10 protein-coding genes are annotated in these 14,533 nt (G+C 42.7%); 7 read left to right on the top strand and 3 right to left on the bottom strand.

Annotated elements, in window-relative coordinates:
- Positions 1-203 precede the first annotated feature (203 nt).
- Complete coding sequence (gene fghA / locus ACM5QX_RS21160; RefSeq protein ID WP_414755319.1) at positions 204-1,040, bottom strand: S-formylglutathione hydrolase; 837 nt, start codon at positions 1,038-1,040, stop codon at positions 204-206.
- Positions 1,041-1,214: 174 nt separating this feature from the next.
- Here fghA and ACM5QX_RS21165 point away from each other — a divergent pair, with 174 nt between their 5' ends.
- Entirely contained in the window at positions 1,215-1,844 is a 630-nt protein-coding gene (locus ACM5QX_RS21165) for a Uma2 family endonuclease (RefSeq protein WP_011317935.1), read from the top strand.
- 63 nt (positions 1,845-1,907) lie between these two features.
- Here ACM5QX_RS21165 and ACM5QX_RS21170 read toward each other — a convergent pair whose 3' ends face one another.
- On the bottom strand, positions 1,908-3,017 hold the full coding sequence (locus ACM5QX_RS21170) for an S-(hydroxymethyl)glutathione dehydrogenase/class III alcohol dehydrogenase (RefSeq protein ID WP_414755320.1): 1,110 nt from the start codon (positions 3,015-3,017) through the stop codon (positions 1,908-1,910).
- A 278-nt stretch (positions 3,018-3,295) separates the two neighbouring features.
- On the opposite strand from ACM5QX_RS21170, the gene ACM5QX_RS21175 reads away from it, so the two are divergent.
- Both ACM5QX_RS21175 and rimM read left to right on the top strand, forming a co-directional pair.
- The gene (locus ACM5QX_RS21175; protein WP_414755321.1) at positions 3,296-4,579 is read left to right on the top strand and encodes a valine--pyruvate transaminase; all 1,284 of its coding nucleotides are present in this window, start codon (positions 3,296-3,298) and stop codon (positions 4,577-4,579) included.
- Positions 4,580-4,582: 3 nt separating this feature from the next.
- Positions 4,583-5,284, top strand: coding sequence for a ribosome maturation factor RimM (gene rimM, locus ACM5QX_RS21180; RefSeq protein ID WP_414755322.1), 702 nt, complete (start codon positions 4,583-4,585; stop codon positions 5,282-5,284).
- A 127-nt stretch (positions 5,285-5,411) separates the two neighbouring features.
- Here the strand turns inward: rimM and ACM5QX_RS21185 are convergent, their stop codons facing one another.
- Positions 5,412-6,065, bottom strand: a complete 654-nt coding sequence (locus ACM5QX_RS21185) for a TetR/AcrR family transcriptional regulator (protein WP_414755323.1) — start codon at positions 6,063-6,065, stop codon at positions 5,412-5,414.
- 100 nt (positions 6,066-6,165) lie between these two features.
- Between ACM5QX_RS21185 and ACM5QX_RS21190 the strand changes: the two genes are divergently transcribed.
- The 4 genes from ACM5QX_RS21190 (at position 6,166) to ACM5QX_RS21205 (ending at position 13,840) form a co-directional block, all read left to right on the top strand.
- Positions 6,166-6,864 (top strand): Coq4 family protein, encoded by a 699-nt coding sequence (locus ACM5QX_RS21190; RefSeq protein WP_414755324.1) that lies wholly within the window; start codon positions 6,166-6,168, stop codon positions 6,862-6,864.
- Between the two features lie 32 nt (positions 6,865-6,896).
- The gene (locus ACM5QX_RS21195) at positions 6,897-7,130 is read left to right on the top strand and encodes a hypothetical protein (RefSeq protein WP_011317942.1); all 234 of its coding nucleotides are present in this window, start codon (positions 6,897-6,899) and stop codon (positions 7,128-7,130) included.
- A 111-nt stretch (positions 7,131-7,241) separates the two neighbouring features.
- Positions 7,242-9,656, top strand: a complete 2,415-nt coding sequence (locus ACM5QX_RS21200) for a GH116 family glycosyl hydrolase (protein WP_414755326.1) — start codon at positions 7,242-7,244, stop codon at positions 9,654-9,656.
- A 1,055-nt stretch (positions 9,657-10,711) separates the two neighbouring features.
- Positions 10,712-13,840, top strand: a complete 3,129-nt coding sequence (locus ACM5QX_RS21205) for a cysteine peptidase family C39 domain-containing protein (RefSeq protein WP_414755327.1) — start codon at positions 10,712-10,714, stop codon at positions 13,838-13,840.
- Positions 13,841-14,533: the final 693 nt, after the last annotated feature.

Consider the following 14,533-nt stretch of genomic DNA (forward strand, 5'->3'; position numbering starts at 1 on the left):
GAGCGAGTAATCTAGCTGTAGGGTTAAATTTTCTGATTAATCCTCAGGATTTTTTCTTCTATATGACATAAATCAACAAAAGTGGGATTAATTGGTGGTAAGAGATTGGCTCTCAGCTACGCTCCTGCGGTTACGCCATCGCCCTACTGAAGGATTTTTTCAACACATATCGAAAATTTCTCCAAGGCGATGCCTACAGCAGGCTAAGCCAACGCATGATGGCGGATATGATCTTCTATAAAACTAGCAATAAAATAATAACTGTGGTCATAGCCTGTTTGATAACGTAAGTTAAGCGGTTGGTTAACTGCTTTACAAGCTTGGGCGAATACATCTGTTAACAATTGTTCAGTTAAAAATTTATCAGATGTACCTTGGTCTATGAGAATTTGGCTGTGATATCCCAACTGTTTGACTAATTCACTAGCATCATAAGCCCGCCAATTTGCTTGATTATTGCCCAGATAGCGGCTAAAAGCCTTTTGACCCCAAGGACAGCCCATAGGTGCAACAATCGGTGCAAAAGCCGACACAGATTTGAAAATATGGGGATTACGCAAAGCACAGACCAGCGCCCCATGTCCACCCATTGAGTGACCAAAAATCCCTTGTTTTTCTGCTTGTATAGGGAAATTAGCCGCAATCAAAGCAGGTAATTCTTGCACAATATAACTATACATTTGGTAGTGCGATCGCCAAGGTTTTTCCGTCGCATCCACATAAAATCCTGCACCTGTCCCAAAATCCCACTCGTCATCCTCACCAACAATTCCTGTATTACGAGGACTAGTATCCGGCGCAACCAAAATTAAACCGTACTCAGCCGCATAGCGTTGCGCCCCAGATTTAGCCATAAAATTCTCTTCTGTACAAGTCAAACCAGAGAGAAAATAGAGGACTGGTAGAGGTTTTTCGACTGCTTGCGGTGGCTGATAAACAGCAAAACGCATTTCCCCGTTACAAGTAAAAGACGGATGAGAATAAAAGCCGAGTTTACCGCCAAAGCTTTGATATTCGGAGATCAGTTTGAGATTATTCATCTACTTAATTAAATCATCTGTTGTAGGTATACCCGGATAGAAGCGATCGCTCATCGTTGAAAGTTCCGTGGGAAGAAGGTGGTTTAGGGTTGGAAAATATTTATCAATCATCATTGATAAAATGAAGTAGGTTGACACTCCTCAGCCTAATACTCACTGATGCTGCGAGGAAATATGCTGTTAACTGAACTTCGTGCTGATCGGGTAGTTCTCCATAATATTAGTTGGCAACAATTTGAGAATTTATTAGTAAATTTAGGTGAAAGTAGAGCAGCTAGGATTGCTTACGATGATGGCACTTTAGAGATTATGACCCCATTACCAGAACACGAATATTATAAAGAAATAATTGGTGACATTATCAAAGATACGGCTGAAGTTTTAGAGTTAGATTATGAATGTTATGGTTCAACTACCTGGAAACGAGAATTAAAAAAGGCTGGGATAGAATCTGACAATTGCTTTTATTTCCAAAATGAAGCCTTAATTAGAGGTAAGCTCAAGTTTGATTTAAATCAAGACCCACCTCCAGATTTAGCTTTAGAAATTGATGTTACGAGTAAATCATTAGATAGATTTCCTCTCTATGTTCGGTTAGGTGTGCCTGAAATCTGGTGTTATGATGCTGGAGACATCAAAATTTACCAATTGCAAGGTGAGAAATATATCCAAACCGAAACAAGTTTAGTATTTCCTAATTTAAATATTCAAGAGATTCCATCACTAATTGAAAGATACCGCATGGCGGGAAGGCGGGTTTTTCGACAAGTAATTAGGGAATGGGTACGAGGACAGATGGGGTAAGGCGATCGCACCTGCCTCTATATAATCGAGTTGGGTATTCCCACTCTGGTTACAATCTAACTATTAAAAAGTCACCACACTGCGGATTGATTCACCTCTGTGCATTAAATCCATAGCATTATTAATCTGCTCAATGGGCATCACATGAGTAATTAAGTCATCAATATTTATCTTTCCATCCATATACCAATCAACAATTTTCGGCACATCTGTACGCCCTCTCGCACCACCGAAGGCTGAACCTTTCCACACACGCCCAGTCACTAATTGAAAGGGACGAGTACTAATTTCTTGTCCTGCACCAGCAACACCAATAATGACACTCACACCCCAACCTTTGTGGCAGCATTCTAATGCTTGACGCATCACGTTGACGTTACCAATACATTCAAAACTGTAATCAGCGCCGCCTTTAGTTAAATCCACCAAATAAGCAACTAAGTCACCTTCTACTTCCTGGGGATTCACAAAATGTGTCATCCCAAATTTCTCAGCTAAAGCCCGTTTATTGGGATTAATATCTACGCCGACAATCATATTAGCTCCCACCATCCGCGCCCCTTGGATGACGTTTAAACCAATACCCCCCAAGCCAAAAACTACAACATTTGCCCCTGCTTCCACTTTGGCTGTATAAATTACTGCACCGATACCTGTCGTTACACCACAGCCAATGTAACAAACCTTGTCAAATGGGGCATCTTCCCGAATCTTGGCTACAGCAATTTCTGGTAGGACTGTGTAGTTAGCAAACGTAGATGTACCCATATAGTGATGAATCATCTGCCCATTGATACTAAAACGACTAGTCCCATCGGGCATCAAACCTCGTCCTTGAGTACCACGAATGGCTTGACACAGATTAGTCTTAAAGCTTAAACAATAGGCACATTGGCGACATTCTGGGGTGTAGAGAGGAATCACATGATCCCCTGGTTTGACACTGGTAACACCAGCGCCCACATCTACTACCACCCCCGCGCCCTCATGTCCTAAAATGGCGGGGAACAAACCTTCGGGATCATTTCCTGAAAGGGTGTAAGCATCGGTATGGCAAACGCCACTGGCTTTAACTTCCACCAATACTTCCCCAGCTTTTGGCCCCTCTAGTTGAACGGTTTCAATTGTCAACGGCTTACCCGCGCCGTAAGCTATTGCTGCTTTCACTTCCACGAGTTAGCCCTCCTCATCAATTCAAAATTCAAAAAAAGCCCTTACCTGCAAGTATCTTACCTGCAACCCTGAAAAATGGAAAATGATGGGGTGAGCAAGATTCTATCAAATGGTAGTTGCAGAAAATTTACATAACTTTTTTGTAAACTAACTAAAATTGCATTTTCGGCTGAGATTGGTACATTAGTTACAGGCGGCAAGCCTAGAAAATGATATCGGTCTGCTTCACTAGACCCATATTTTTGTCAACCCTTCAATTATCTTTACTGTTAAAGCTTATGAACCCTGCCCTAACTAAAATTGGCGATCAAATGTCCAACCTGACTGGTGTACGAGCGATTATGAAGGACATTATCGAAACGTTGAAGTCTGGTGGAGGGCAGGATTTAATTAATTTGAGTGCGGGCAACCCGTTGATTTTGCCAGAGGTAGAACAGTTATGGCGGGACTGCACAGCAGAACTCTTAGCAAGTCAAGAATATGGTGAAGTAGTTTGTCGTTACGGTTCTAGTCAAGGCTATGCGCCATTAATTGAAGCAGTTGTCAAAGATTTTAACCGTCGTTATGGTCTGAATTTAACCGATCGCAACATCTTAATCACTCCAGGTAGTCAAACTCTCTACTTTTATGCTGCCAATGTTTTCGGCGGTTACACTGGCAACGGCGACCTCAAGCAAATTGTTTTACCCCTGAGTCCCGATTACACTGGCTATGGTGGTATTTGTCTAGTTCCCGAAGCTTTAGTTGCTTACAAACCATCTTTAGATATTGATGCAGCAGCACACAGTTTTAAATATCGCCCCGATTTTAGCCAAGTATCTATTTCCGAAAGCACCGGCTGCGTTATCTTCTCCCGCCCCTGCAACCCCACCGGTAATGTTCTCACCGATGACGAAGTGAGAAAAATTGCTGCCCTCGCCGCACCTTATAATGTGCCAGTGCTAATTGATTCGGCTTACGCTCCCCCATTCCCAGCGTTGAATTTCACAGATATGTCCCTGATTTTTGGGGAAAATATTCTTCATTGCACCAGCTTATCGAAAGCAGGTTTACCAGGGGAAAGAATTGGCATCGCCATTGGAAATGAAAGGTTAATTCAAGTCCTAGAATCTTTCCAGACTAATGCTAGTTTACATTCCTCACGCTACGGGCAGGCGATCGCTGCCCGTGCCATTAACTCTGGTGCATTGGCACAAATCGCAGAACAAGTTATCCGTCCTTTCTATCAAAACAAATTCGCCATCGTCGAGAACGCTTTAGAAGCAGCCATGCCTAAAGAATTACCTTGGTTCCTCCATCGCGGTGAAGGTGCTATCTTTAGTTGGCTATGGTTACAAGATTTGCCCATCACTGATTGGGAACTATACCAAGAACTCAAAAAAGTGGGAGTAATTGTCGTCCCTGGTAGTACATTCTTCCCTGGCTTAAAAGAAGAATGGGCGCACAAACACCAATGTGTCCGCATCAGCTTGACTGGTAGCGATACTGAAATCGCCCTCGGTATGCAGCGTCTAGCAAAAGCAGTTGAACAAGTTTACCAGCGTACACCTGTTAGTGCCTAAGTCATGAAGCGTAAACAAGATAGTAAAGGGGCAGGGGAGAAGAAGCAAGGGGCAGGTGAGAAGAAGCAGGGGGCAGGGGGCAGGGGGCAGGGGGAAAAGAAACAGAAAAAGTCCCCAGTCCCCAGTCCCCAGTCCCCAGTCCCCGATCCTGACGAATGGTTACAAATTGGTAAAATCGTTTCCGCCCAAGGCTTATCTGGGGAAGTGCGAGTCTATCCTGATTCTGACTTTCCCGAACGCTTTGAAGTGCCGGGAACCCGATGGTTATTGCGTCCGGGGCAAACGGAACCACAACCTATAGAATTGCTGCATGGTCGTTATCTGGAGAACAAAAACTTATATGTCCTCCAGTTAGCTGGTGTAGAAAATCGCACCCAGTCGGAAGAACTACGGGGTTGTATGTTATTTGTGCCAGCAAGCGATCGCCCAGAACTAGGCGAAGATGAATATCATGTGGTCGATTTAATCGGTATGGAAGTCTTCTTACAAACCTCCGGCGATTTGGTAGGGGCTGTAGTTGATGTCATCCCGGCTGGTAATGATTTACTAGAAGTGAGTCTGCATGAGCCAGTTCCTAGCAACAAAAAACCAAAAACTGTGCTGATTCCCTTTGTCAAGGCGATCACACCAGTAGTAGATTTAGAAACCCGCCGCATAGAAATTACGCCTCCGCCTGGGTTGTTGGAGTTAGGAAGCGGAGTGTGAGAGGAAGCAGGGGGGCAGGGAGCAGGGGGCAGGGGGCAGGGGAAGCAGGGGAGGCAGGGGAGGTAGGGGGGGAAATGCCCAGTCCCCAATCCCCAGTCCCCAATCCCCAATCCCCAGTCCCCAATCCCTAGTCCCCTACCTGATTACCTAAATAATTATTGAGATAACCCAACATCAATATTTTCGTTTCTGCTAACAGCAATTGCCGCTTTGCTGGAGTCTGACTGGTAGCCAGCCATAGAAGATCACTTACTACCTTCACTACTACTAAGGCGATCGCTTGGCATTTTTCTGCCTCTAGTTTGGGGTTGAGTTTAGCAAAGAAAGCAGCCAGTTCATCTACAATTCGATATTCATAGTTATCCATTGCTTCAATTGCTGAATATGTCATCAAGTTCAGCAATTGCTCATACACAGCACGATACCCCGGATGGCTATTCATAAAATGATCGAACGCATCGATTACCCGATCAACATACGCGGCAACAGGTAATGTCTCTGCTTCTTTGGTGTGCAGTTGGGCAAACAGCTGATATTCCTGTTGAAAATATCGCACGGCTAAGGCTTTGAGAATGGATTCTTTATCGGGGAAGAACTGATACAAGGAACCAACAGGAACTTTAGCACGAGATGCGATCGCTCTTGTTGTTGTCTGCTCATATCCCATCTCAATAAATAATTCTTCGGCTGCACTCAGAATGTAATTAACTCGCTCCTGACTCCTCGCCTGCTGGGGTTGGCGGCGCATCTTGGAATTACTAGGAGAATTATTCGCTGTCATCAATCTAATTTCGCCCTTGACAAAACATGAACATTATTCGTATTTTGTAAATATGAACATCGTTCATATTTAATTGATCTTATTACTAGTAGCTCTTGCCATGCAAACAATAAATACTCACCCAGTTCAGCCATTAAAACTCGACTCTGAAGTACAACGGCAGATGAATTTCCAGTTTTTGACGGCGATGAAAGCTTTTTTCACGTTACTGACAACAGAAGACAACATAGATGCGGTAGATGAACTTAGTAGCATCTTAATTCACAGCCGGGCTTTTAAATTGGCGGCGGAAAGTATGCAGACTGATCCTGAGGTAGCACATTTGATCAAAGAGCGATATTATGCGCCAGTCCACGACTTAGAGCAGCTATTGCAATATCCGGCTGATTCTTTGGGTTATCTCTATGCCTCGACTCTCAAAGAATCTGGCTTTGAACGCATAGATCCCGAAATTATTGTCAATTCAGATACAGCTTACATTGAGCATCGCTGGCAGCAAACCCATGATATTTGGCATCTTGTTACAGGATTCAGCGCTAGCGGCATTGACGAAATAGGACTACAAGCCTTTTATCTAGCACAATTCCGTTTACCCTTAGCCAGTATGTTAATTGCCAATGCCTTGATGAGCGCCACCTTACTCGCTCCAGAAGACTTACCTCAGCTTCTCCAGACTATTGAACGAGGTTGGACAATGGGTTTACAAGCCAAACCGTTATTCGCACAAAAGTGGGAAGAAGCTTGGGAAAAACCTTTATCTCAGTGGCGGTATGAATTAAATATTCAAGCTTTTGATTAGATGGTGGAGGCAGGAGGGAAAAAGTTTAGAATATGAGTCGTGAAAATCAGAACAATAACAAACAATCTTCCTGTATTTGGTTTCGTCTCATCCGCAATACCTATCCTTGGTTATCATTACTCATACAAACTAGACGAGTAATATTTTCCTGCGGCAATCATCAGATACGGGAACAAGTTCGTTTTTGGCAACTTTTTTATCGGTTGGACTTTGCCAGTCTCCTAGCGATCGCTATAGAATTAACCCAGCCAGAATATTGGGCGTAAAAACATCTCGTAAACCATTGAGTTCCCAATCCCCAGTCCCCAAACACTTGAGAAAAATTACACATCGCGTTAAGCTTCCTTAGCGTAACTGCATACTTGTAACACCAGTTAATGACAAATCAATTCTCCCCGCAAATTCCCTCCTCTACTTGGAACCGTCCTATTGGCTTGGGTTGGGATAAACCTTATACTGTCCGCTATGCGAGTAATATTGATGATGGGCCTTGGCATGGGATGCCATTGGGTGGCTTTGGTGCTGGTTGTATTGGTCGTTCTTCGCGGGGAGACTTCAATCTATGGCACATTGACGGGGGTGAGCATATTTTCCAAAATTTTCCCGCCTGTCAATTTAGTGTATTTGAATCAAATGGTGCTTCTTCTCAAGCTTATGCTTTATCTACCCAAGCAACAGATGATGGAAGCTTGAAAAGTTGGCAGTGGTATCCAGCCTCCAGGGAAACGCAAACTACCGGGACATATCACGCCTTATATCCGCGTAGTTGGTTTGTGTATGAGAATGTGTTTCAGGCAGAGTTAACTTGTGAGCAGTTTTCCCCTATTTGGGCAAACAATTATCAAGAGACTAGTTACCCTGTAGCGGTATTTGTTTGGCAAGCTCATAACCCCACAAATGCGCCGATTACACTCAGTATCATGCTGACTTGGCAAAATATGGTGGGTTGGTTTACAAATGCCCTCAAATCTCCTGATGTGCAGGTGCGGGATGATGGTAGCCCAGTGTATGAGTATCAGCCGCGCTTGGGAGAAAGTGGGGGAAATTATAACTATTTAGATGAGAGTCCCCAACATCTTGGTTGCTTTTTGGGGCGGGTGGGGATGGCTGAACCTTTACAGGAAGGTGAGGGGAGTTGGTGCATTGTCACTCGGAAACATCCCCAAGTAGAGATTTTTCATCATACAAGATGGAATCCTGTCGGGACGGGTGAGGAAGTATGGCAGAGTTTTGCGGCGGATGGTTCCTTAGCTAATTATATAGATACTTCACCTGCCTCAGAGAATGAACAGTTAGGATCTGCGATCGCCGTCCGTTTCACCCTGCAACCAGGAGAAACCCTAGAAATCCCCTTTGTGGTGAGTTGGGATTTACCTGTAACAGAGTTTGCGGCTGGTGTGAATTACTATCGCAGATATACAGACTTTTTTGGTAAAAGTGGTAATCATGCTTGGGCGATCGCAACTATTGCTCTAGAACAGTATAAAACTTGGCAACAACAAATCCAAGCTTGGCAAGACCCGATACTGAACCGGGATGATTTGCCCGATTGGTTCAAAATGGCTCTGTTTAATGAGCTTTATGACCTCACCAGTGGGGGGACTCTCTGGAGTGCAGCGACACCAAGCGATCCCATCGGTCAGTTTGCGGTGCTGGAGTGCTTAGATTACCGATGGTATGAAAGTTTGGATGTGCGGCTGTATGGTTCTTTTGGGTTGTTGCAACTATTCCCAGAACTGGAAAAAGCCGTTATGCGGGCTTTTGCACGGGCAATTCCCCAAGGTGATGATACTCCCCGTGTGATTGGTTATTACTACACCATTGGGGCAGAAAGTCCCATTGCTGTGCGTAAAACTCCAGGTGCAACACCCCACGATTTAGGCGCACCCAATGAACACGTCTGGGAGAAAACTAATTACACCAGCTATCAAGATTGCAATTTGTGGAAGGATTTAGGCTGTGATTTTGTCTTGCAAGTGTATCGGGATTTTCTCCTGACTGGTGCGGATGATGTGCAGTTCTTAAGGGATTGCTGGGATGCAATTGTAGAAACCCTTGATTATGTGAAAACCTTTGATTTAGATGGGGATGGGATTCCCGAAAATTCCGGTGCGCCAGACCAAACCTTTGATGATTGGCGTTTGCAAGGAGTTAGCGCCTATTGTGGTGGCTTGTGGATGGCTGCATTGGCAGCAGCGATCGCTATTGGCGACACCTTATTACAAAATCACCAAGATTCGGAAACTAAGGAAAAGCTGCTTCTACAAAAATCCACCTATGAAACTTGGTTAACAAAATCCCTACCTATTTATCAAGAAAAACTCTGGAATGGTAAATATTATCGACTAGATAGTGAAAGTGGTTCTGATGTTGTCATGGCAGATCAATTGTGTGGACAATTCTACGCCAACTTACTAGAATTACCGGAGATTGTACCAAGCGATCGCGCTATTTCTGCACTCCAAACTGTTTATGATGCTTGCTTCCTCAAGTTTTACGATGGTCAATTTGGTGCAGCCAATGGAGTACGTCCCGATGGTTCACCAGAAAACCCAAAAGCCACCCACCCCTTAGAAGTGTGGACAGGAATTAACTTTGGATTAGCAGCTTTTCTAGTACAAATGGGGATGAAAGATGAAGGTTTCAGGTTGACACAAGCGGTAGTAGAGCAAATCTATAACAACGGCTTACAATTCCGCACACCCGAAGCCATCACCGCCGCCGGTACTTTCCGCGCTAGTACTTATCTCCGCGCTATGGCGATTTGGGCAATATATTTGGTGATTGGTTAGTAAGCTAGTGCGCGTCCAAATTGCATAACTAACGCGATGTGCGACTTATTCTTAAAACCCCTCTCCAACCTCTCCCCTGCAAGGAGAGAGGCTTTAATTATTACTCCCCTTCCCTTGTAGGGAAGGGGTTGGGGGTTAGGTCTGAGAGAAAGTTGCACACGGCGTTAACTACTAATAAGGGCTGTTAACTGTCAACAGCCTTCACGATGGATTGTGCAACTTAAAAGCAGAATAGCTCATTGCATCAATTCCATGAGAATATAAAATTTTCCTTAAGTTTCTCATGGCAATAATGGAAAAAACTGGCCATTCTGATGAATAAATCCTGTTTTTTCCAAAAAAATTACAGCTTTTTCCGCTTGATTTATCTATATTTCCAAGTTTTCGTACATCGGTGAGGGGTGACAACTATCTTGCCAATCTTATAGTTGTTGTTAGATTGCTATGGGAAAAAATCTGTAACATGAGATACACAATAGCATTTATATTTGCCTTAGTATCTCTCTCTTGGGTGGGATTCAACATCCAATTTAAAAACCAGTGTTAACAATTTTCGGGTTTATTTTCCGGGAGTTTAATCAACCGAGGGAAAATGTAACTAATGTTTGAATATCTTCGGACACACACAGATTAAAACCAATTTTTACAGATGTCGATGTTACTCACATTCTTTAACAGTATTACTAAATTAAAATGGCATTAAAATTATGTTCATAGAGAACCTTTTGCAAATAAAAAAATAATTTTCCTGATTTTTTAAGAAAATTACTGTTGTAATAAATTAAAGGTGATTTAACAAACTATAGATAGTTATTTAAATTAACTATCTACTTTTACCATTAAGTGAACTTACTCATGAATAATCAACATCAATTAAAAATAAAGTTCATGAATACTGGTTAAAGATTCAGTTAAATTTGAGAAAATACCGGAATAAGTTTTCATCCAAATACGATTTTTTTAGCAGATACATTAGCAATCAATCAAAATGCTGATGTTAGATTTATTTGCCGAGAACTAAGCCAAGAGTTTACACACCAAACAGAAATTAAACTATGAATCCCTCTTCGTCGTTAAGAGTTCAGGGAGGGCTGCAAAAAGATCCCAGTGATCAGCTATCTCCCACTCCAGAAGTGGCTATCCTCAATCTTTTGAGGTTAGTTGCAGGGGATACGAGTCTAGTTTCAGAGTTGAGCCAAAACTGGGTAGTTCGTGAGTTTCAACTAGGTGATGAACTGGCAAATTATGTTGTAGATGCAGCAACTACAGATAGTAGTAATGTTATTTACTTAGTTTGTCAAGGTAGAGTTCGTTTATTAGGGTTTAATCAAACTCTGGGGCGAGAAGTTTCCACTCAATTGGTGTCGGCTGAACAAACTTTTGGGGCAGATCATTTCTTTTGTCAGCAAACATTACCATATCGAGCGATCGCCGCTAGTGATGGCTTTGTTCTTTCTACGACGATTGCTGAATTAAAACCTTGGTTACAGGCTATCCCCCAACTCAAAAGTTACTTGCAGCGCTTAACCAGTGAACGCCAAGCGCTGATATTTTTTAAAACTTATACTAAATTACATTCTCTCAAGAGTAAAAAACTCCAAGAATTACTACCTTATTTAATAGCTAAACATATCCCGACCGGCACAACCTTATCAGAAGCAACTCCACCAGAAAAAGGACGTTTTTGGCTAGGGAGTGGTCAAGTACAATCAATATCAATAGCAAGTTTTTTGCCAGTGGTGGGGGATAGTTGGGGATATCCCCAATCCACATTACCAGATGGGACAGCGCAGACAGATTTGCTGGTTTACCAACTGTCTGTGGAAAATTGGGATTTGGCAAGAGCGATCGCTCCCGATTACTTTACTGAAAGCTATCAACCAATAGAAGCGCCCGTTGAGGTGGTTAATGTTGTCCCGGCTGATAGTAAACCACAAATAGCCCTGCCCAAGTTGCAGAATTTGCGATCGCCTACAGCGCCAGCCACATCCGACATCGAAGATATCGACTTTCCCCAAGGAGTCAAGCAACACAAATCACGGTCGTCCTACTCCTACCCATTTATTCAACAACAAAGTTCATCAGACTGTGGTGCAGCTTGTTTGGCGATGATTAGCCAATATTGGGGTAAGCGTCTAAGTCTGTACAGTTTGAGGAATTTAGCCCAGGTAGACCGTAATGGCGCATCTCTTGAAGGTTTGACAGTAGCAGCCCAAACCTTGGGTTATGATGTGCTACCAGTGCGGGGAAGCTTGCAGAAATTAGAGTGGCACTATAACCCTTGGGTTGCCCACTGGCAAGGAAATCACTATGTAGTAGTGTGGCAGATTAAAGGCGATCGCATCCTTATTTCTGACCCGGCTGTAGGTAGAAAATGGCTGTCACGTCCGCAATTTGAAACGAGTTGGACAGGCTACGCCCTATTATTAGACCCCACAGAACGTTTTCAAGCCCTCAAAAGTGAAAAATTTTCTCTTGGTCGCTATGGGCAAACATTGTGGAATTATCGGACAGTACTCAGGCAGATAATTCTGGCCTCCTTATTGGTACAAGTTTTTGGTTTGGCAACTCCCCTGTTTACTCAGGTGATTCTCGACCAAGTCATGCCTATCAAAAACTTGCCGAATTTGCATATATTTGCGTTCAGCTTTTTATGTTTGGGTATCTGGCGGACTGTGTTAACAGCACAACACCAACACTTACTAGATTATTTTGCTAACCGCATAGATTTAAACTTGATTGGCAACTTTATTAACTATACGTTGCAGTTACCCTTACAATTTTTCGCCTCCCGTCATGTAGACGACATTATTAGCCGCGTTCAAGAAAACCGCAAAATTCAACTGTTTATTAGCCGTAGGGCAATTGCGGCGGCGGTGGATATCTTGATGGTGGTGACTTATCTGGGGTTGATGACCTATTACAGTTGGCAACTCACTCTTTTAGTTTTGAGTTGGATTATCCCCGTAGTGATTTTAACTGTAGTTGCCAGTCCCTACCTCAAGCAAGCATCAAGAGAAATTTCTCAGGAATCCGCCAGACAACACTCTTCTATGGTAGAGATGATGACTGGGGTAGCAACAGTCAAAACCGCCACCGCCGAACGTCCTTTGCAGAAGTATTGGGAAGAACGGTTTTTAAAAATGTTGAAGGCGCGGTTGCGGGGACAAAAATTAGCCCATCGTTTACAAGTGACGCGGACGTTAATTAATCATGTTGGTAGCACCCTGGTTCTATGGTTTGGGGCTACTTTGGTGATGGGTGGGAAAATGTCCTTGGGACAGTTTGTGGCTTTCAATATGCTGACTGGAAATGTGACTCATCCAGTTTTGTCATTAGTTGGGTTGTGGGATGAGTTTCAAGAAATCTTGATTTCCGTGGAACGACTCAATGATGTTTATGCGGCTGTCCCAGAAGCAAGTTCTCAAACAACTTTACTTGTGATGCCGCCAATTCGGGGCGAAGTACGATTTGAGAATGTGTCGTTTCGTTATAACTCGTTTCAAGAACGCAACGCCTTACAAAATATCTCTTTTGGAGTCAAACCCCAACAAACTATCGGTATCATTGGTCAAAGTGGTTCTGGTAAAAGTACTTTAGCTAATTTATTAGCCGGTTTATATCGCCCTGATACAGGCAGAATTTTGATTGATGGACATGATATGGCTGGGGTGTCTCCCCAATCCTGGCGGACTCAGGTGGGGTTAGTAGCACAAGACAGTTTTCTCTTTTCGGGAACGATTTTAGAAAACATTACTTTGCACGATCAAGAACTGAGTTTAATCCAAGCGATCGCCGCCGCCAAGTTATCCGGCGCACACGATTTTATCCAAGCCTTACCTCTGGGTTACGATACCCAAGTGGGAGAAAGAGGTTTCATGCTTTCTGGCGGACAAAGACAAAAAATTGCGATCGCCCGCGCTTTGGTGAGAAATCCCAAAATTTTGATTTTAGACGAAGCTACTAGCGGTTTAGATGCGGAATCAGAACGCCGCTTTCAACAGAATTTAGCCCAGATTAGTCAGGAACGGACTACTTTTATAGTTTCTCACCGTCTTTCCACTGTGCGCTATGCTGACCATATTTTTGTCATAGACCAAGGAATGGTGATTGAACATGGCACTCATCAAGAACTAATGGCGATCGCTGGTCTTTATCACCACTTAGCTCAACTGCAACTATAGTTTTTTCGTCAGTTGTCAATAGTTTTATTCTCCCCATGCCACAGGGTCTTACATTTGTAAGCACCTATCAATGTATCTTGCCTATTCTTTTTTCAAATTGGTATGACTCATATAAAGAATACTACCTTTTACTGCCATATCATAAAATCGCAAAAGTGACAAAAGTTCTGGGAACAGTTTCCTAGTTTTGTGAAAAAACCTTGACACTTTTATAGAAAATTTTCCGGATGTATAGTTGCAACAATATTATCTACATCATAAATCTAGTGCAAATTTATATCCGTATACCATTGGTAAGCAACCATTAGCATTCATATATCAATGTGAAAATTTTACTGAACTTTTATCAGGTAATTTTTCACGTTAAATAATTGCTTATCAACCTATTTAGTGGTAAATTCTCTTAGTAGGTTTAAAGTCTCAAACGCACAGTAGGCGAGGGGTCTAACCCCTCATTACCTAGTAAAAAATGCTCAAAATCCCCATCGATATAGCGTATAACTCAACATTAAAAATATTCAGTAAAATTGAGTAATAAAATTCTGATAACGGGTGACATTCATGAAAAAAGATAGTATAAATACTAATATGACTCTGAATAGAGTATGGAGAAGCAATGATAATGTTAAAGATTAAAATACATACAGAAACTCTACTGCTTCGCCTATACTTAAGTAAGTGAAAATTCAATAA

Origin of the sequence: Anabaena sp. CCY 9910 (assembly GCF_963920875.1) — a bacterium.
GTDB classification, from domain to species: domain Bacteria; phylum Cyanobacteriota; class Cyanobacteriia; order Cyanobacteriales; family Nostocaceae; genus Trichormus; species Trichormus variabilis.

Bases quoted from the DNA above. Each gene is read 5' to 3' on its own strand.
- fghA (WP_414755319.1), bottom strand. From the start codon at position 1,040: ATGAATAATCTCAAACTGATCTCCGAATATCAAAGCTTTGGCGGTAAA.
- ACM5QX_RS21165 (WP_011317935.1), top strand. From the start codon at position 1,215: ATGCTGTTAACTGAACTTCGTGCTGATCGGGTAGTTCTCCATAATATT.
- ACM5QX_RS21175 (WP_414755321.1), top strand. From the start codon at position 3,296: ATGAACCCTGCCCTAACTAAAATTGGCGATCAAATGTCCAACCTGACT.
- rimM (WP_414755322.1), top strand. From the start codon at position 4,583: ATGAAGCGTAAACAAGATAGTAAAGGGGCAGGGGAGAAGAAGCAAGGG.
- ACM5QX_RS21185 (WP_414755323.1), bottom strand. From the start codon at position 6,065: ATGACAGCGAATAATTCTCCTAGTAATTCCAAGATGCGCCGCCAACCC.
- ACM5QX_RS21190 (WP_414755324.1), top strand. From the start codon at position 6,166: ATGCAAACAATAAATACTCACCCAGTTCAGCCATTAAAACTCGACTCT.
- ACM5QX_RS21195 (WP_011317942.1), top strand. From the start codon at position 6,897: ATGAGTCGTGAAAATCAGAACAATAACAAACAATCTTCCTGTATTTGG.
- ACM5QX_RS21200 (WP_414755326.1), top strand. From the start codon at position 7,242: ATGACAAATCAATTCTCCCCGCAAATTCCCTCCTCTACTTGGAACCGT.
- ACM5QX_RS21205 (WP_414755327.1), top strand. From the start codon at position 10,712: ATGAATCCCTCTTCGTCGTTAAGAGTTCAGGGAGGGCTGCAAAAAGAT.